General features: G+C 68.3%; 16 protein-coding genes and 1 tRNA gene. 9 read left to right on the forward strand and 8 right to left on the reverse strand.

Features of this window, described 5'->3' with window-relative positions:
- Window positions 1–48: 48 nt before the first annotated feature.
- Window positions 49–513: a hypothetical protein gene (locus ACIPWY_RS14135; RefSeq protein WP_362907843.1), complete on the reverse strand. Its 465-nt coding sequence runs from the start codon at window positions 511–513 to the stop codon at window positions 49–51.
- Between the two features lie 334 nt (window positions 514–847).
- Here ACIPWY_RS14135 and ACIPWY_RS14140 point away from each other — a divergent pair, with 334 nt between their 5' ends.
- Window positions 848–2,461: an FAD-dependent oxidoreductase gene (locus ACIPWY_RS14140; protein WP_393699305.1), complete on the forward strand. Its 1,614-nt coding sequence runs from the start codon at window positions 848–850 to the stop codon at window positions 2,459–2,461.
- Window positions 2,462–2,515: 54 nt separating this feature from the next.
- Entirely contained in the window at window positions 2,516–3,814 is a 1,299-nt protein-coding gene (locus tag ACIPWY_RS14145; RefSeq protein WP_362907733.1) for a cytochrome P450, read from the forward strand.
- Between the two features lie 179 nt (window positions 3,815–3,993).
- Here ACIPWY_RS14145 and ACIPWY_RS14150 read toward each other — a convergent pair.
- Window positions 3,994–4,077, reverse strand: a tRNA-Leu gene (locus ACIPWY_RS14150).
- A gap of 540 nt (window positions 4,078–4,617) precedes the next feature.
- Here ACIPWY_RS14150 and ACIPWY_RS14155 point away from each other — a divergent pair.
- From ACIPWY_RS14155 to pknB, 6 genes are all read left to right on the forward strand, one after another.
- A complete protein-coding gene (locus ACIPWY_RS14155; RefSeq protein WP_362907734.1) occupies window positions 4,618–5,514 on the forward strand; it encodes a DUF3662 and FHA domain-containing protein in 897 nt (298 codons plus the stop codon).
- 10 nt (window positions 5,515–5,524) lie between these two features.
- Complete coding sequence (locus tag ACIPWY_RS14160; RefSeq protein ID WP_362907735.1) at window positions 5,525–6,052, forward strand: FHA domain-containing protein; 528 nt, start codon at window positions 5,525–5,527, stop codon at window positions 6,050–6,052.
- An 87-nt stretch (window positions 6,053–6,139) separates the two neighbouring features.
- Window positions 6,140–7,735 (forward strand): Stp1/IreP family PP2C-type Ser/Thr phosphatase, encoded by a 1,596-nt coding sequence (locus tag ACIPWY_RS14165; protein ID WP_393699762.1) that lies wholly within the window; start codon window positions 6,140–6,142, stop codon window positions 7,733–7,735.
- 26 nt (window positions 7,736–7,761) lie between these two features.
- Window positions 7,762–9,201: an FtsW/RodA/SpoVE family cell cycle protein gene (locus ACIPWY_RS14170; RefSeq protein WP_362907736.1), complete on the forward strand. Its 1,440-nt coding sequence runs from the start codon at window positions 7,762–7,764 to the stop codon at window positions 9,199–9,201.
- Window positions 9,198–10,664 (forward strand): peptidoglycan D,D-transpeptidase FtsI family protein, encoded by a 1,467-nt coding sequence (locus ACIPWY_RS14175; protein ID WP_393699301.1) that lies wholly within the window; start codon window positions 9,198–9,200, stop codon window positions 10,662–10,664. Before ACIPWY_RS14170 ends, ACIPWY_RS14175 begins: the two co-directional genes overlap by 4 nt.
- Window positions 10,665–10,835: 171 nt before the next feature.
- Window positions 10,836–12,830, forward strand: a complete 1,995-nt coding sequence (gene pknB / locus ACIPWY_RS14180) for a Stk1 family PASTA domain-containing Ser/Thr kinase (protein ID WP_362907738.1) — start codon at window positions 10,836–10,838, stop codon at window positions 12,828–12,830.
- 123 nt (window positions 12,831–12,953) lie between these two features.
- Here the strand turns inward: pknB and ACIPWY_RS14185 are convergent, their stop codons facing one another.
- From ACIPWY_RS14185 to ACIPWY_RS14210, 6 genes are all read right to left on the reverse strand, one after another.
- Complete coding sequence (locus tag ACIPWY_RS14185; protein WP_362907739.1) at window positions 12,954–13,682, reverse strand: class E sortase; 729 nt, start codon at window positions 13,680–13,682, stop codon at window positions 12,954–12,956.
- Between the two features lie 100 nt (window positions 13,683–13,782).
- A complete protein-coding gene (locus ACIPWY_RS14190) occupies window positions 13,783–15,177 on the reverse strand; it encodes a class E sortase (protein ID WP_393699298.1) in 1,395 nt (464 codons plus the stop codon).
- On the reverse strand, window positions 15,174–15,827 hold the full coding sequence (locus ACIPWY_RS14195) for an aminodeoxychorismate/anthranilate synthase component II (RefSeq protein ID WP_362907741.1): 654 nt from the start codon (window positions 15,825–15,827) through the stop codon (window positions 15,174–15,176). Before ACIPWY_RS14195 ends, ACIPWY_RS14190 begins: the two co-directional genes overlap by 4 nt.
- Complete coding sequence (locus ACIPWY_RS14200; RefSeq protein ID WP_383890148.1) at window positions 15,827–15,985, reverse strand: hypothetical protein; 159 nt, start codon at window positions 15,983–15,985, stop codon at window positions 15,827–15,829. Before ACIPWY_RS14200 ends, ACIPWY_RS14195 begins: the two co-directional genes overlap by 1 nt.
- Window positions 15,986–16,016: 31 nt before the next feature.
- Complete coding sequence (locus ACIPWY_RS14205) at window positions 16,017–16,757, reverse strand: class E sortase (RefSeq protein WP_393699295.1); 741 nt, start codon at window positions 16,755–16,757, stop codon at window positions 16,017–16,019.
- A gap of 16 nt (window positions 16,758–16,773) precedes the next feature.
- Window positions 16,774–17,556 (reverse strand): DUF881 domain-containing protein, encoded by a 783-nt coding sequence (locus ACIPWY_RS14210; protein ID WP_393699293.1) that lies wholly within the window; start codon window positions 17,554–17,556, stop codon window positions 16,774–16,776.
- A 141-nt stretch (window positions 17,557–17,697) separates the two neighbouring features.
- On the opposite strand from ACIPWY_RS14210, the gene crgA reads away from it, so the two are divergent.
- Window positions 17,698–17,955 (forward strand): cell division protein CrgA, encoded by a 258-nt coding sequence (crgA, locus tag ACIPWY_RS14215; RefSeq protein WP_362907744.1) that lies wholly within the window; start codon window positions 17,698–17,700, stop codon window positions 17,953–17,955.
- The last annotated feature ends 222 nt before the right edge of the window (window positions 17,956–18,177 follow it).

Below are 18,177 nucleotides of genomic sequence, written 5' to 3' on the forward strand. Positions count from 1 at the left end.
GCATCCCATCTCTGGTCCCGCCCCTGCTGTCGATCAATCATGAACGGCTCACTTCGTGATGTGGTGACACTGGCTCACTCGGCGCACCCCGTTGACGTAGAGATGCGCACACGCCTTTCCATAACGAGGCAGCGTCTGGGGAGAGTTGTTCCGCATCGGATCGATCTTGCACTCGGGGTGCGTTCGCCCCCGGGAGGTCCGGTACGTCCTGTTGTTGGTGTTCGCGTACGTGAAGTCGATGCGCCAGTTGCAGAAGCCAGTGCCGAGCGCGGCCACAAAAGCACAGTCGACGCCGGCGTTCTGATAGGTGATCTTCTTCCCGCCGCCTCGGATGATGTGTGTGAACGCGCATCCGGTCGGAACTTTCATCGTCATGCCGCCAACGCTGTACTCGAAGGTTCGGACAGGAGTCGATCCGACAGCGCCGGCCTGTGCCGCCGAAGAACTCGTCAGCACGACAGCGCATGCGGTGGCAAGGGCCACCAAAAGCCTGGATCGATGAAGCGCGACCATGAACAATCCCCTTTCGGCGGAGAATTTCTCCCGCCGAAAGAACTCCCACGCCGCGATCATGTTTCTGGCCGATGGGATGGTTCACCGACTTGAGTGATCAATGGCTAGTGTGCTGACCAGCTGATTCCTTTCTTCGATCCAGTCCGTCGAACTGCCTGACTCTCATCCCATGGGCAGAGCCTCAACCAACAGCAACAGTGTTTGTGCAGGCCGGTTCGCGGCCGGATGCGTTCTCCGGCATGGGGTGCTGAACTGGGAGAGCAGGCGTGACGACGTCCGCGCGAGGGGATGGGGACGAAACGGCCGATCCGCAGGGTTCGGAAAGGGCGTCCACATGAAGATCGTCGTCGATCTCACCCGCTGCCAGGGGTACGCACAGTGCGCTTTCGCCGCGCCGGATGTGTTTGCCATGCAGGGGGACGAAGCGCTGCTGTACGACTCCGATCCGGACGACGCGCAGCGAGAGCGCATCGCGCGGGCCGCGGCGGCCTGCCCGGTGCAGGCCATCTTCCTCGATCGTGAGAATGCCCGGAACCAGCAGCCCGGACCTGAGGCGCACACGCCTGCCCTCAGCCCTGAGGAGGCGTTCAAGCGCACCGGACGCATCGTCATCGTCGGGGCGTCCCTGGCAGGGCTGCGGGCGGGTTCCGCTCTGCGCAGGGAGGGATTCACAGGCGCGCTGACCGTGATCGGGGACGAGCCTGATCTCCCTTACGACCGGCCGCCGCTGTCCAAGCAGGTCCTCACGGGCCAGGTTCCGGCGCGGCGGACCGCACTGCCCCGCCACGACCAGCTCGACGCCCACTGGCGGCTGGGAGTCGCGGCCACAGGGCTTGACCTGCGTCGCAAACAGGTGCTCCTGGCTGACGGCGAGAAGGTGGGATTCGACCGGTTGCTCATCGCCACCGGGGAACGGGCCCGCCCGTGGCCCGACGAGGCAGAGGCCGGGCTCGACGGGCTGTTCGCGCTGCGCACCCCGGACGACGCGGACGGGCTGCGCCACCACCTGGCGGCCGGCCCCGGCCGGGTGCTGGTCATCGGAGCCGGGTTCACCGGCTGCGAGGTCGCCTCCGCCTGCCGCAAGCTGGACGTTCCGGTGACGGTCACCGAGCGGGGCAAGGCCCCGCTTGTCGGGGCGTTGGGCGCGGTGATCGGCGATGTCGCGGCGCAGATGCAGCGCGACCACGGCGTCGACCTGCGGTGCGGCGTTCAGGTCGAGGCTCTGGAAGGCGATGACAGCGGGCGGCTGCGGCGAGCCCGCCTGTCCGACGGCAGCACGCTGGATGTCGATGTGGCGGTGGCCGCGCTCGGCAGCCTCCGCAACGTCGAATGGCTGGAAGGCTCGGGGCTGGCGGCAGGGGTCTGGGGGGTGGCGTGCGATGCGGGGTGTCGCGCCGTCGATGTCAACGGCGTCGTCACGGACGATGTGTTCGTCGCCGGCGACGTGGCCCGCTGCCCCCACCCCGTCTACGACTACCAGTACCTGGCCCTGGAGCACTGGGGCAACGCGGTCGCTCAGGCCGGGATCGCCGCACACAACATGATCAGCGCCCAGAGCGAGCGCTGGCCGCACCTGGCGCTGCCGGAGTTCTGGTCCACCCAGTTCGGCACCGAGATCAAGTCGGTCGGCGTCCCGACCTATGCCGACGAGGTCGTCATCGCCCAGGGGTCGGTGGACGAGCGCCGCTTCGTCGCGGTCTACGGCTACCGCGGGCGCATCACCGCTGCGGTCGCCTTCAACAAGGCCAAGTGGCTGGAGTTCTATGCGGGGTTGATCGACCGGGCGGCGCCGTTCCCGCCCGCCTTCCACACCGTCGACCGGCCCGCCGACGGGCGCCCGGTCCCGGCCGAGGTCCCGGGCAGGCCCACCCCTGAGGCCACCGTCGTGGTGACCGGCCACGGGCCCAGCGAACGACGGGCCACGCTGGTCCGCAGAACCTATCTGTGACCCCTGTCGGGGTCACAGCATGTCCGGATCCCCGAGTTGCGGGAGACGCCCACCATGACTCAGACCAGCATCTGGAAGCAGATCCTCGACCCCTCCCACCGTGCCGACCCGTACCCGCTCTACGCCGAGCTGCGCAAGACACCCGTGGTGCGCGAGGAGGACGGGAGCTATGTCGTGAGCACCTACCGGGAGATCGTCGCCCTGCTCCACGACCCACGGCTCAGCTCGGACCTGCGCAACCTCCCCGGGTACGACGCCGACGCACAGGCGCAGGCCTCCGGAGAGGGCCCTGCGGCACTGCCGCCCACCTTCATCGAAACCGACCCGCCCGAGCACGACCGAGCCCGGCGCCTGCTGACGTGGAACTTCGGGCCGCCCCACACCCCCAGTCGCATCGACAGCATGACGCCCGACCTGTTCGAGATCGTGACGAGCGGAATCGACGGCTTCGTCGGCAAGGACGGCGTTGGAGGCAAGGACCGGTCGGGCCCGACCCAGGTCGACATCGTGGAGGACTTCGCTTATCCCTTCCCGGTCACAGTGATCTGCCGCCTGCTGGGCGTGCCCCGCGACGACGAACCTCGATTCCAGGCACTGTCCGACGCGGTCGTCAAGGCCTCCGACCCGTCCACCGGAGTGGTCACGGAGCGGCAGCGCCGACGCGCCAAGGCCCGCGCCGACCTTGGCCAGTACTTCACCGAGCTGCTCGACGCCCGCCACGGCCGACTGGGCGACGACCTGCTCTCCGGGCTCCTCAGGGGTGACGGGCCCGAGGCGCCGATGCCGTACGAACAGGTGCTCAGCAACGCGGCCCTGCTCCTCGTCGCCGGCCACGAGACAACGGTCAACCTCATCACCAACGGCATGCTCACCCTGCTGCGGCACCCCCAGGTGCTCGACCGGCTGAGCCGCGACGACGAACCCGACCTGGCCCCCCGGGTGGTCGAGGAACTCCTGCGCTACGAACCACCGGTGCAGTTCCTGTCCACCAACCGGAACACCCTCGACGACATCGAGATCGCCGGCACCACTATCCCCAAGGGCTCACCGGTCACCCTCGTGCTCGCCTCCGGCAGCCGTGACCCGGACTTCGTCCCCGATCCCGACCGCTTCGATCCCGACCGCGAGTACAACGAGCACCTCGGCTTCGGCGGCGGCATCCACTACTGCTTCGGCGCCCCCTTGGCCCGCCCCGAGACGCAGATCGCCCTCACCGAGCTCGCACACCGCCTGAAGAACCCCCGGCTCGTCGCCGACCCACCGCCTTACCGCGCGAGCCCCAGTCTGCGCGGCCCCCGCCACCTCTTGATCGAGATCGACGGCGTCAACCCGCCACAACACCCCCCACCGTGAACGGTCGGCCTGGACGCCGGGCGCCGGGCGACAAAAAAACAGGGCCCCGACCGTGAGATACCTCACCGCCGGGGCCCTGCCGCGTCACCGTCCGGGCCGGGGCCCGCCGCAACAACGAGAAACGGGCCCCACCAGGACTTTCGTCACTGGTGAAGACCCGTTTCATCGGTTCTTCTTTGTGCGCGAGGGGGGAGTTGAACCCCCACGCCCTTTCGGGCACTGGAACCTGAATCCAGCGCGTCTGCCTATTCCGCCACCCGCGCATTGGGTGTGCCTTCCGGTCCCTCACCCTTTTGGGGTGAGCGCCTTCCGACATCCAGAAGATTAGCACGCTGCCGAGGGTGGATTCACATCCGTTTCCGAGGGCACCCGCTGGGCATGCCCACCCCCGCTGACCTCGCATCCGGCGCAGTCCGCCGGCGATCCTGAGCGGTCCGCGAGCAGTCCTGCCCGCTCCGCCGACAGTCCTGACCCCTCTTCCGGCGCTCCACCGGCGGTCCGAAGCCTCCGGAGAGAACCGCCCACTCGGAAGACCCCACCCCAGCCCGCCCCCGAGCCCGCCCCAAAGCCCACCCCAGCCCGCACCCGAGCCCGCCCCCGAGCCGTCAGCGCGCCCCCCGTCTTCCCCGTCCCCTCCCGGCTCCGCTGCCGCGTGCGGGACACTGTCCAGGTACCCCCTCTACGATCCAGCTGTGAGGGTCGACACTCGTCGACCGGGCTGACAGGGGGAACCAGCCGATTTCCCGGCGCGTGGATACGATCAGTAAGCAGTACCAGGACGAAAACGAAGGAGGAGGTGCCCCATGGGAGTCCTGAAGAAGTTCGAGCAGCGTCTCGAGGGTCTGGTCAACGGCACCTTCGCCAAGGTGTTCAAGTCCGAGGTCCAGCCCGTCGAGATCGCCGGCGCCCTCCAGCGCGAGTGCGACAACAACGCGACGATCTGGAACCGCGAGCGGACCGTCGTCCCCAACGACTTCATCGTGGAGCTGAGCACGCCGGACTTCGAGCGCCTCAGCCCCTACTCGGGGCAGCTCGGCGACGAGCTGTCCGGCATGGTGCGCGACTACGCGAAGCAGCAGCGCTACACCTTCATGGGACCGATCAAGGTCCACCTGGAGAAGGCGGACGACCTGGACACGGGTCTGTACCGGGTACGCAGCCGCACGCTCGCGTCGAGCACCAACCAGCAGCAGTCCCAGCCCTCCCAGCAGCCGCCGCAGTCCGGCCGGGGTCCCGCTTCGGCGCCCCCGGCGGCGGGCGGAGGCTACGGCTATCCGCCGGCGGCGAACGCTGGCGGCGGGTACGGCTATCCGCCGGCGAGCGCGCCACCGATGCCCGCGGGGCCGCCTCCGGGCCGCCCCACGCAGGCCCCGGCGGGAGCTCGGCCGCGGAACCAGGCAGGACCGCTGCCCGGCGCCCAGGTGCGTCACTGGATCGAGATCAATGGCACACGTCATCAGATCTCGCGCCCCACGCTGGTCCTCGGCCGCAGCACAGAAGCCGATGTGCGGATCGACGACCCCGGCGTCTCTCGCCGGCACTGTGAGATTCGGACCGGAACGCCCTCGACGATCCAGGATCTCGGGTCCACCAACGGCATCGTGGTGGACGGGCAGCACACCACCCGCGCTACGCTCCGCGACGGCTCGCGGATCGTCGTGGGCAGTACCACCATCATTTACCGGCAAGCCGAAGGGTGAAGCGGGGGCAATGTCAGAGCTGACCCTTACGGTCATGCGGTTGGGTTTCCTGGCCGTTCTGTGGCTGTTCGTGATCGTGGCCGTCCAGGTCATCCGCAGCGACCTGTTCGGCACGCGCGTCACTCAGCGCGGAGCGCGTCGTGACAGCGGACGCCAGCAGCAGGCCGCACGCCAGGCCGCGCCGCCGCAGCAGCGCGCCCAGCAGCAGAACAGCAATGGAGGCGGCGGGCGGCAGCGCCGCGGCGCCCCCACGAAACTCGTCGTCTCCGAGGGCACCCTCACGGGCACCACGGTGGCGCTGCAGGGCCAGACCATCACACTGGGCCGTGCGCACGATTCGACGATCGTCCTCGACGACGACTACGCGTCGAGCAAGCATGCCAGGATCTACCCGGACCGGGACGGACAGTGGATCGTGGAGGACCTCGGGTCCACCAACGGCACCTATCTCGACCGGGCCCGGCTGACCACCCCGCAACCGATTCCGCTGGGCGCGCCGATCCGCATCGGCAAGACCGTCATCGAGCTGCGGAAGTAGTACGACAATGAGCGAGCGGAGCGAGCGAGCCGACGCGGTCACCCAAGACCTGAGCGCGCTCCCGACCGGAGGGTGGGCACCGTGCGGATGTACCCGGAGCCGACGGGCGAGGTGCGCATGAGTCTGTCACTGCGCTTCGCCGCCGGATCGCACAAAGGCATGATCCGCGAGGGGAACGAGGACTCGGGCTACGCCGGTCCGCGCCTGCTCGCGATCGCCGACGGCATGGGCGGTCAGGCCGCCGGTGAGGTCGCCTCGTCGGAAGTGATCTCGACGATCGTCGCGCTCGACGACGACGTTCCCGGCTCCGACATCCTCACGTCGCTCGGCACGGCCGTGCAGCGGGCCAACGACCAGCTGCGGATGATGGTCGAGGAGGACCCCCAGCTGGAAGGCATGGGGACGACTCTGACCGCTCTGCTGTGGACGGGTCAGCGCCTCGGTCTCGTACACGTCGGCGACTCGCGCGCGTATCTGCTGCGTGACGGTGTGCTGACGCAGATCACGCAGGACCACACCTGGGTGCAGCGCCTCGTCGACGAGGGGCGGATCACGGAAGAGGAAGCCACCACTCACCCGCAGAGGTCCCTCCTCATGCGGGCGCTCGGCAGTGGTGACCATGTCGAGCCCGACCTCTCCATCCGCGAAGTGCGGGCCGGCGACCGGTACTTGATCTGCTCCGACGGCCTGTCCGGCGTCGTCTCCCACCAGACGATGGAGGAGACCCTCGCCAGCTACCAGGGCCCGCAGGAGACCGTGCAGGACCTGATCCAGCTCGCGCTGCGCGGCGGTGGTCCGGACAACATCACGGTGATCGTGGCGGACGTCCTGGACATCGACAGCGGAGACACGCTCGCCGGTCAGCTGTCCGACGCGCCGGTCATCGTGGGCGCGGTCGCCGAGAACCAGCAGCACCAGCTGCACGACGGCGGTGCGATGCAGACTCCCGCGGGCCGTGCGTCGGAGCTCGGCCGCGGGTCCGGCAGGCCGGTGCCCGGGCAGAGCGGCGGCGGCGGTGGCGAGTTCGGTCCGCCCGGCAGCGGCGACCCGGCCGGTTACGTCCCCGAGGGAAGCTTCGGCTCGTACGGGGACGACGACTTCGTCAAGCCGCGGCGCGGCCGTAAGTGGCTCAAGAGATCTTTCTTCATCGCCCTGGCGCTGGCCGTCGTGGGCGGTGGCCTGTACGGCGGCTACCGCTGGACGCAGACGCAGTACTACGTCGGTTCGAGCGACTCGCATGTCGCGCTGTACCGCGGTATCAGCCAGGACCTGGCGTGGGTGAGTCTGTCGAAGGTCGAGAAGGACCACCCCGAGATCGAACTCAAGTACCTGCCGCCGTATCAGCGCAAGCAGGTCGAGGCGACGATCACCGAGGGCAGCTTCGGTGACGCCAAGGACAAGATCGGCGAGCTGTCGCTGCAAGCCTCGGCCTGCAAGAAGGACGCCGAGCGCCGCCAGGCGGAGAACGAGCAGAACGCGAAGACCGGCGAGGGCGAGGCGGGTGGCACCACAGGCGCCACCAAGACGTCTTTCACCACGTCGCGCACCTCGGCGAAGACAGCGCCGAGTCCGACACCCACGCCGTCCGGAACGGCCAAGTCCAAGACCGCACCGACGCCCACACCTGGCCCCAGCCTCTCGGAGGATGAGCAGAAGCTGGTCCCGCTGTGCGGTAAGCAGTAAGCAGCCGTTGGGGGCCTTTGCACGCCATGAGCAGTAGCACTACACACACGTCGACCATCGGCGCGATCGGTGCGCCGAGCCGGCGCAACACCGAGCTCGCGCTTCTCGCCTTCGCCGTCGTCATCCCCGTTTTCGCGTACGCGAACGTGGGCCTGGCGATCGACGGCACGCTGCCCGCCGGGCTTCTCGGCTACGGCCTCGGCCTCGGCCTGCTCGCGGGCGTCGCGCACATCGTCGTACGCCGGTTCGCGCCGTACGCCGATCCGCTGCTCCTGCCGATCGCGACCCTGCTCAACGGCTTGGGTCTGGTCATCATCTGGCGCCTGGACCAGTCGGAGCGCCTGCAGCAGCTGGCCAAGTCGCAGTACGGGTCGTTCAGCCCGGACGCGCCGAAGCAGCTGATGTACTCCGCGATCGGCATCGCCCTGTTCGTCGGGGTGCTCATGCTGCTCAAGGACCACCGCATCCTGCAGCGCTACACCTACATCTCCATGGTGGGCGCGCTGATCCTGCTGCTGCTGCCGCTCGTGCCGGGTCTCGGTATGAACGTGTTCGGCGCGAAGATCTGGATCCACGTCGGCGGCTTCTCCATCCAGCCCGGTGAGTTCGCGAAGATCGTCATCGCGGTGTTCTTCGCGGGCTATCTGATGGTCAAGCGGGACGCGCTCGCGCTGGCCAGCCGCCGCTTCATGGGCCTGTACCTGCCGCGTGGCCGTGACCTCGGACCGATCATCGTGGTCTGGGTGATGTCGATCCTGATCCTGGTCTTCGAGACGGACCTCGGTACGTCGCTGCTGTTCTTCGGCATGTTCGTCGTGATGCTGTACGTCGCCACGGAGCGCACCAGTTGGATCGTTTTCGGTCTGGTGATGTCGGCGGTCGGCGCGGTCGGTGTCGCCTCGTTCGAGCCGCACGTGCAGAGCCGTGTCCAGGCGTGGCTCGACCCGATGCACGAGTACCTGCTCAGCAGGCAGGGCGTCGGCGGTCACTCCGAGCAGGCGATGCAGGCGCTGTGGGCGTTCGGCTCCGGTGGCGTGCTCGGCACGGGCCTCGGCCAGGGCCACTCCGACCTGATCAAGTTCGCCGCGAACTCCGACTTCGTCCTCGCCACGTTCGGCGAGGAGCTCGGCCTCGCGGGCATCATGGCGATCCTGCTGATGTACGGGCTGATCGCCGAGCGCGGTCTGCGTACGGCGCTCGCGGCCCGCGACCCGTTCGGCAAGCTGCTCGCGGCCGGTCTGTCGGGCGCGTTCGCGATCCAGGTGTTCGTCGTCGCCGGCGGTGTCATGGGTCTCATCCCGCTGACCGGTATGACGATGCCGTTCCTCGCGTACGGCGGTTCCTCCGTGATCGCGAACTGGGCGCTGATCGGCATTCTGATCCGTATCAGCGATACCGCGCGCCGCCCGGCGCCGGCCCCCGCCCCCAGCCCCGACGCCGAGATGACCCAGGTGGTCCGACCGTGAACAAGCCCCTGCGCCGGATCGCGATCTTCTGCGGGCTCCTCGTCCTCGCCCTGCTGATCCGCGACAACTGGCTCCAGTACGCCCAGGCCGACAAGCTCCAGTCCGACAAGCAGAACCCGCGCGTCGCCATCGAGCGCTACGCCCAGCCGCGCGGCGACATCATCGTCGACGGCAAGTCGATCACGGGTTCCGTGGCGACGGACGGCACCGACCTCAAGTACAAGCGGACCTGGAAGGACGGGCCCATGTGGGCGCCCGTCACCGGGTACGCCTCGCAGCTGGTCGGCGCGAGCCAGATCGAGTCCATCGAGGACGGCATCCTCACCGGCAACGACGACCGGCTGTTCTTCCGCCGCACCATGGACATGATCACCGGCAAGAAGAAGGAGGGTGGCAACGTCGTCACCACCCTCAACGCCGCCGCGCAGAAGGCCGCGTACGACGGTCTCAAGAACCGGGGCAAGGGCGCCGCCGTCGCGATCGACCCGAAGACCGGTGCGATCCTCGCCATGGCGTCGACGCCTTCGTACGACCCGTCGTCGTTCGCCGGCATCCTTCAGAAGGACGGCGACACCTTCGGCAAGCTCGACAAGAACAAGGACAAGCCGCTCACGAACCGCGCGCTGCGCGAGACGTACCCGCCGGGCTCGACGTTCAAGATCGTTACCGCGGCGGCGGCACTGGAGCACGGGCTCTACAGGGACCCCGACCAGAAGACCGACACCCCGCTGCCGTGGACCATGCCCGGCACGACGACGCCGCTGAAGAACGAGGGCAACATCCCCTGCAAGGACGCGACGCTGCGGGTGGCGCTGCGCTACTCCTGCAACACCGTCTTCGGCAAGGTCGGCGCGGACCTCGGCAACGACAAGATGCTGGAGACCGCGGAGAAGTTCGGCTTCAACAAGGAGCAGTTCACCCCGGTCCGTTCGAACGCGTCCGTGTTCTCCGACGACATGAACAAGTCGCAGACGGCGCTCTCGTCGATCGGCCAGTACAACACCGCGGCGACGCCGCTGCAGATGGCCATGGTGGCCTCCGCCGTCGCCAATGACGGCAAGCTCATGGAGCCGTACATGGTCAGTGACCTCCAGGCGCCGAGCCTCGACACGATCGAGCAGCACACGCCGAAGGAGCTGAGCCGGCCGCTGTCGGAGAAGAACGCCCAGATCCTCCAGTCGATGATGGAGACGGTCGTCAGCGAGGGCACCGGCACGAACGCGCAGATCCCCGGCTACACGGTCGGCGGAAAGACGGGTACCGCCCAGCACGGCCTCAACAACAGCGAGAAGCCGTACGCCTGGTTCCTTTCCTACGCGAAGGCCAAGGACGGCAGCTCCCCGGTCGCCGTGGCCGTGGTCGTCGAGGACGGCAGCGCGAACCGTGACGACATCTCCGGTGGCGGTCTGGCCGCACCGATCGCGAAGAGCGTGATGGAAGCGGTACTCAACAGCAAGAAGTGAGTCCGGTCACGTGTTCTTCACATCGGTGCACGTTGCGATACCGGTCCTGTATCGGGTCACGGTTCCGGGCAGGTCAGGCACGACAGGCCGGGTACGGTATGCCCGGACAGCACACCGCCCGACCCCGCACGGGTGACGGTCGGGACCGACGGAGAGGGCTGGTAGGTAACCATGGAAGAGCCGCGTCGCCTCGGCGGCCGGTACGAGCTGGGCCAGGTGCTCGGCCGTGGTGGCATGGCGGAGGTCTATCTCGCCCATGACACCCGGCTCGGCCGCACCGTGGCGGTGAAGACGCTACGCGCCGACCTCGCGCGCGACCCGTCGTTCCAGGCCCGGTTCCGCCGGGAGGCCCAGTCGGCCGCCTCGCTCAACCATCCCGCGATCGTCGCCGTGTACGACACCGGTGAGGACTACATCGACGGGACCTCCATCCCGTACATCGTGATGGAGTACGTCGACGGGTCCACGCTGCGTGAGCTGCTGCACTCCGGGCGCAAGCTGCTGCCCGAGCGCTCCATGGAGATGACGATCGGCATCCTCCAGGCGCTCGAGTACTCGCACCGCGCGGGCATCGTCCACCGTGACATCAAGCCGGCCAACGTCATGCTGACGCGGACCGGCCAGGTCAAGGTGATGGACTTCGGCATCGCCCGCGCCATGGGCGACTCCGGCATGACGATGACGCAGACGTCGGCCGTGATCGGCACCGCCCAGTACCTCTCCCCGGAGCAGGCCAAGGGCGAGCAGGTCGACGCGCGGTCCGACCTCTATTCGACGGGTTGCCTCCTCTACGAGCTGCTGACCGTCCGGCCGCCCTTCGTGGGCGACTCCCCGGTCGCGGTCGCGTACCAGCACGTGCGCGAGGAGCCGCAGCCGCCGAGCGTCTTCGACAGTGAGATCACGCCCGAGATGGACGCGATCGTCCTCAAGGCCCTCACCAAGGACCCGGACTACCGCTACCAGTCGGCGGACGAGATGCGCGCCGACATCGAGGCGTGCCTGGACGGGCAGCCGGTCGCGGCGACCGCGGCGATGGGCGCCGTCGGCTACGGCGGCCACCCCGACGACCAGCAGACGGCGATGCTGCACCCGCAGAACGGCGGCGGCCAGACGTCGATGCTGCCCCCGGTCAATCCGGACGACGGCGGCTACGGCTACGACGACCGCCCCGACCGGCGCCGTCAGAGCCAGGGCAAGAACCGTACGTCGACGATCCTGCTCGTCCTCGCGGGCGTCCTCGTCCTGGTCGGCGCGATCCTGATCGGCAAGTTCTTCATGGACGAGAGCGGCGGAAGCAACGCTCCGTTCGCGGCGCCCAAGTTCGTCGGCAAGACGGTCCCCGACGCCAAGCTCGCCGCCGACAACACGCACCTCAAGCTCGACGCCTCGAAGAAGGAGCCCTGCGACAAGTTCCCCAAGGGCCAGATCTGCTCGCAGAGCCCGGCCGCGGGAGCCGACGTCAAGAAGAACGACACCATCACGGTGGTGGTGTCGACCGGGGCGCCGAAGGTGGCGGTGCCGAACGTCATCGACCGCCAGGTCGACGTGGCAACGGCGAAGCTCGAGGGTGACGGCTACCAGTTCGTCGTCGAGACCGAGACGAGGGAGTCCAGCGCCGAACCGGGCACGGTCCTCGACCAGGACCCGCGGCCGGGCAAGGAAGTACAGAAGGGGAGCACCATCACCCTGACTGTCGCCAAGGAGAAGAAGCTTTCCAGCGTGCCGGACGTCTCCAACAAGACGTGCGAGGAGGCTACGAAGCAGCTCGCGGACAACGGCCTCAAGGCCAGCTGCACCGAGGAGGAGAACGCAGCCGAGGCCGGCAAGGTCTTCTCGCAGACCCCCGCCGCGGGCGGCACGGCAGAGCCGGGCTCCACGGTCTACCTGAAGGTCGCCAAGGCCGCCGCGCAGATCACGGTGCCCGGTGACATCGCCGGCAAGAGCCTGAAGGACGTACAGAAGCAGCTGACGGACCTCGGTCTCGTCCCGGCTCTGGCGCCCGGCTCACCCAACGACCCGAACGCGACGGTCGTGACGAGCCAGCCCGGCCCCAACTCGCCGGTGAACAAGGGCGACACGGTCACCCTGCTCACCACCCCGCCCAACAACCAGAACGGCGGCGGGGACAACGGCGGCGGCGGGCTCTTCGGAGGCGCTCGCGGCTAGCAGGCGCCCGCCAGCAACACAGAACCCCGGCACCGCGGAGGCGGTGCCGGGGTTCTGTCGTGCGGTGGTTCGGAGTTGTTACGTGCTGCGGTTCGGGTTCTTACGTGTGCTGACGGGGCGCCGTCAGCGCAGCTCGGGCGGAGGCGTCCGATCGCTGTCGACCTTGTCGACCCGCTCCAGCTCGCCCCACACCACGTAGCGGTACGTGGACGTGTAGACCGGCGTGCACGTCGTCAGCGTGATGTAGCGGCCGGGCTTCTTCACGCCCGACTCCTTGGGGACGGCTCCCAGGACCTTCACGTTGTACTTCGACGTCTCGGGGAGGATGTCGTACACCTTGTAGACGTACCACTTGTCCTTCGACTCGAAGACGATCGGGTCGCCCTTCTTGATCTTGTCGATGTTGTGGAACTTCGCGCCGTGGCCGTCCCGGTGCGCCGCGAGCGCGAAGTTGCCCTTCGCGTCCGCCGGCAGCGCGGACTTGACCGGGTCGGTGTAGTAGCCGGCGACACCGTCGTTGAGGATCTTCGACGAGGTGCCCTTCTCGACGAGCACTTCACCGTTCTTCATCGACGGAACGTGCAGGAAGCCGATGCCGTTCTTGGTGTCCAGCGCGCCGGGTCCGGGGTCGGACCACTGGTCGCGCACCTTGTCGCCCTGCTTGTGCGCGGCGCGGTCCGCGACCACGTTCGTCCACCACAACGAGTAGGCGACGAACAGGCCGAGGACCAGGCCCGCCGTGATGAGGAGCTCACCGAAGAGACTGACGGCGCCGGCGATGCGGCCACGGCCGCGTCGTGGCGCGGGCGGTGCCTCGCCGGCCCGCTCGTCGTGGTCGGTCGTCGCTGCCACTGCTTGTGCCCCGTCCCTGTCCCTGAACCTGTACCGCGGTACCTGTTACTTGCTGCCCCTGCGTGCCTTGCTGCCCTGCGTATGCCCAGCCGCTGCCCCGCTACTGCACGAGCGCGTCCGGCTTCCCCTTGCTGCGCGGCCGTTCCTCGACCATCTTGCCCCAGACGATCATTCGATACGTACTGGTGAATTCCGGCGTGCACGTGGTCAGCGTGATGTACCGGCCGGGGGCCGTGAACCCGGAGCCCTGGGGGACCGGATTGAGGACGGTCGTGTTGCTCGGCGGGGTCTGCGGAAGGATGCTCGTCATCTTGTACACGTAGTACGTGTCCTGCGTCTCGACGACGATCGGATCGCCCGGCTGGAGCCGGTTGATGTAGCGGAACGGCTCGCCGTGCGTGTTGCGGTGCCCGGCGACCGCGAAGTTGCCGGTCTTGGCGTTCGGCATCGCCGTCTCGATGCTGTCCTTGCCGTAGTGGCCCACCATTCCGCGGTCCAGGACCTTCGTCTTGCTGATGCCCTCGGCGATCGGCACGACGACGTCCAGCTTCGGGATGTGCATGATCGCGAAGCCCTGTCCGGGCGCGAACTTGTCCGGCTCGCGCTTGCCGTTCGCCCAGTCGTCCTGGAGATGGTGCGCCGCGCTGCCCGCCTGCTGGTGGGCCCGTATGTTCGACCACCACAGCTGGTACGTGACGAAGAGCAGCATCAGCACACCGATGGTGATGAACGTTTCGCCGATCGCCCGGCTGGCGACCTCACCGGTACTGGGCTTGCTCGCCCTGGCCGCCCTGCGCGCCTCCAGGCGACTGCGGGGCGGGGAGGCGGGCGCAGGGGTCTGCGTGGCCGCCGCCGAGTGCCTGCCGCCCTGCTTGGCGGCTTTCCTGCGCGCGGCCCGGCCACCGGTCACCACGGGCGCGGCGGAGCGCCCGCGCGCAGGAGTGCCGGAGCCGGACTCGGACTCGGTGCCGGACTCGCTGTCGGTCTCTGCGTCAGTGTTGGTGTTGGGGTCTGGGTAGGCGTCTGCGTCCGGCTCGCCTATTCGCCGGGGGTCCGCGGTCCGCAGGGCCACGGTCTCGTCGTCCGGGACGGGCCGCGGCGGGCTCGCCTCGTACTCACGGACGGGCGGTACGTACGAAGGCTGCGGTGTGTGCTGCACCTGCGGCGACTGTGGTGCGTGCTGCACCTGCGGCGTGTGCTGCTCGCCGCCGTACCAGTCCTGCGCGTAGCCCTGCGGGTCGTACCACTCCTGCTCCGGCTGGGGCGACGGATGGAGCGAGGGCTGGGCCTGAAGCGGCTGTTGAGGGTCCAGGTGGGGCTCCTGGGACCCGTCCGTGGCGTCCGCGGCGCGGAACCAGGGGGAGGGATGCTGCCCGGGCAGAGGATCGTTCAGCGGGTCGTCGAGCCGCTGAACGGCCGCCTCGAACGCGCCAGCAGCCTCGTACGGTTCCTGCTCGTACGAGGCTCCCTCACGCTCGGGGCGCAGGGCGGTCACGCCGAGGCCCTGCCCACGACCGGGGCGAGCCCGGCCGATCGTGCCACCGCGGTCTTGTCGCCGCAGGCGGCCAACCAGTTGGCCAGCATCAGGTGACCGTGTTCCGTGAGGACGGATTCAGGATGGAACTGCACGCCCTCGACGGGCAGTTCACGGTGGCGCAGACCCATGATGATGCCGTCCTCGGTGCGCGCGGTGACCTCGAGCTCGTCGGGCACGGTGTCCGGCTCGGCGGCGAGCGAGTGGTAGCGCGTCGCCGTGAACGGGTCCGGCAGCCCCGCGAAGACGCCCCTGCCCTCATGCCGCACCAGGGACGTCTTGCCGTGCAGCAGCTCGGGCGCGCGGTCCACGACACCGCCGTACGCGACCTGCATGGACTGCATGCCGAGGCAGACACCGAAGACGGGCACGCCGGTCGCCGCACAGTGGCGCACCATCTCGACGCAGACACCGGCCTGCTCGGGGGCGCCGGGGCCGGGGGACAGCAGCACGCCGTCGAAGCCGTCCTGCGCGTGCCGGGTCTCGACCTCGTCGTTGCGCAGCACCTCGCACTCCGCGCCCAGCTGGTACAGGTACTGGACAAGGTTGAAGACGAAGCTGTCGTAGTTGTCGACCACGAGAATGCGGCTGCGTCGCCTGTGCTCGCCCACTAGTTGTTCACCGTCACATCGTTGAAGGGGAGCAGGGGCTCGGCCCACGGGAAGACGTACTGGAACAGCACGTAGACCACCGCGAGGACGAGCAGAAGCGAGATCAGTGCCCTGATCAACGTGTTTCCCGGCAGATGCCGCCAGATCCAGCCGTACATGCCGTCCCTTCCGTCGCCGTACGGCAACAGACTAACGGCGCAGGGCCTCCGGTTTCCCGGCCTCTGCGGGCTGGGTGGCATCAAGGTGCGCCCAGACGATCAGCCGGTGGCTGTGACCCCACTCCGGCTCACACGTCGTCAGCGTGAGATAGCGGCCCGGCTCCGTGTATCCGGACTTGCGCGGCACCGGGTCGATGACGGCGACGTCGCTGGGCAGCGTCTTGTAGGGCTTGGTGTCGATGCGGTACGTGAACCAGGTCGTGCCGTCGGTGAGGACGACCGCGTCGCCGGGGCGCAGCTCGGGGAAGTCCTTGAACGGGTCGCCATAGGTGCGGCGGTGGCCGGCGACGGAGAAGTTCCCCTTCTGCCCGAGCTGCGCCGTCCCCGCGTAGTGGCCGAGGCCCTTCTTGAGGATGTCCGTGCCCGTCCCCTGGAGCACCGGTTTGTTCCACGTGAAACCGAGCCGCGGGATGTACATGACGGCGAACGGCTTACCGTCCTTGTAAGGGGAGGGAGACGGCGAGGGCGTCTGGGTCCGGCTCTGGTCCTGGGCAGGGCTCCGGCTCGGGGACGGCGACGGGCCCGGCCGGGGTTGTTCGACCGCCACCGATCCCTTGGACCACTGGTCCTGGAGGGAGTCGATCTGGTGGTCCATGGCACTGTCGGCCTTCACGCCGGTCCAGAACAGTACGTAGGCGACGAACAGCACGATCAGGGCGCCCACCGTGATGCACAGTTCGCTGAACGTCCTGACGACCACTCGGACCGACACAGGCTCCCCCAGGCGGCTACTCCACGGGCTTCGCGTAGTGGAGATCCACTGTGCCCGAGTAACCGGGAAGAGTCACCGCCCCGTCGTCCTCGACTTTCCACCCGAGCCCGTAGGCGTTGACGTAGAGCATGTAGTTCTGGATCTGGGGCGAGGCGGCGACCGCCTGCTTCAGCTTCTCCGGGTCCCCGACCGCGGTGATCTTGTACGGGGGCGAGTAGACGCGGCCCTGGAGGATCAGGGTGTTGCCGACGCAGCGCACGGCGCTGGTGGAGATGAGGCGCTGGTCCATGACTTTGATGCCCTGTGCGCCGCCGTTCCACAGGGCGTTGACGACGGCCTGGAGGTCCTGCTGGTGGATGACCAGGTCGTTGGGCTGGGGCTCGGGGTAGCCGGGGAGCTTGGCGGTGGCGTTCGGCGGGGCGTCGGCGAGCGTGACCGAGACGGCCTGTCCGCGCAGCTTCTTCGTGCCGGACGCCTTCTCCAGGGCGGACAGCTTGGCGTCCTCGGCCTTGGTGCCGGCGCCGCCGCGCTCGGTGAGAGCGTCTACGTCGTCACGGATCGCGCTGTTGGACTCCTCGAGCTGGCCGTTCTTGTGGCTGCGCTCCTGGATGAGGTCGGAGAGCTTCAGCAGCGAGGTGTCCGTGCGGATGTTGGTGCCCTTGGCGGTATTGAAGCTGGTGAAGAAGATCAGCCCGGCCAGGGCGAACACAGCCACGGTCAGCAACCGCACAGGACGCAAGCGCATGCGGGGGCGGCCCCCGCCGGGGGGCTCTTCCTGGGAGTCGGCAGAATTGCTCAACGTACCCTTATCTCCTTCAGCGCCGCGGAAGCACTACGCTAACGGACGCCCGGGGGAGCGCCGAGATTCCCCTTGTACGCTGCCCGGAGCCAGCCCACGTCCCCTGCGCGGCCACGCAGCGCATCGACAGGAGAGACCCTCGTGCCGAAGTCACGTATCCGCAAGAAGGCCGACTACACGCCGCCGCCGGCGTCGAAGCAGGCGGCGAACATAAAGCTGACCAATCGCGGCTGGGTAGCCCCGGTGATGCTCGCGATGTTCCTGATCGGGCTCGCCTGGATCGTCGTGTTCTACGTGACCGACGGCTCGCTGCCGCTGGACGCGCTCGGCAACTGGAACATCGTCGTGGGCTTCGGCTTCATCGCCGCCGGGTTCGGCGTTTCCACGCAGTGGAAGTAGCCCTGCTCCACGCAGCGGAGTAGCTCTGCCCCCAGCTATCCACTGAGTTATCCACAGCTGTTTCCACAGTGGGGAAAAGGTCGGAAGATCTGTGGATAACCCGCCGGGTGTTGACGCCGGTGTGACTGACGCACCGCAGCTCGCCCACATGTTCGCCCCTTGTCCTGGCTGGGGAAACCCAGGTCAGCGACAAGGGGCACACCTGTTCCCCACCGAGTGCAC

Origin of the sequence: Streptomyces sp. NPDC090032, assembly GCF_044748025.1 — a bacterium.
Taxonomy (GTDB): Bacteria; Actinomycetota; Actinomycetes; order Streptomycetales; family Streptomycetaceae; genus Streptomyces.

Coding starts and splice junctions, on each gene's coding strand:
- ACIPWY_RS14135 (WP_362907843.1), bottom strand. CDS start 513: ATGGTCGCGCTTCATCGATCCAGGCTTTTGGTGGCCCTTGCCACCGCA.
- ACIPWY_RS14140 (WP_393699305.1), top strand. CDS start 848: ATGAAGATCGTCGTCGATCTCACCCGCTGCCAGGGGTACGCACAGTGC.
- ACIPWY_RS14145 (WP_362907733.1), top strand. CDS start 2,516: ATGACTCAGACCAGCATCTGGAAGCAGATCCTCGACCCCTCCCACCGT.
- ACIPWY_RS14155 (WP_362907734.1), top strand. CDS start 4,618: ATGGGAGTCCTGAAGAAGTTCGAGCAGCGTCTCGAGGGTCTGGTCAAC.
- ACIPWY_RS14160 (WP_362907735.1), top strand. CDS start 5,525: ATGTCAGAGCTGACCCTTACGGTCATGCGGTTGGGTTTCCTGGCCGTT.
- ACIPWY_RS14165 (WP_393699762.1), top strand. CDS start 6,140: ATGTACCCGGAGCCGACGGGCGAGGTGCGCATGAGTCTGTCACTGCGC.
- ACIPWY_RS14170 (WP_362907736.1), top strand. CDS start 7,762: ATGAGCAGTAGCACTACACACACGTCGACCATCGGCGCGATCGGTGCG.
- pknB (WP_362907738.1), top strand. CDS start 10,836: ATGGAAGAGCCGCGTCGCCTCGGCGGCCGGTACGAGCTGGGCCAGGTG.
- ACIPWY_RS14200 (WP_383890148.1), bottom strand. CDS start 15,985: ATGTACGGCTGGATCTGGCGGCATCTGCCGGGAAACACGTTGATCAGG.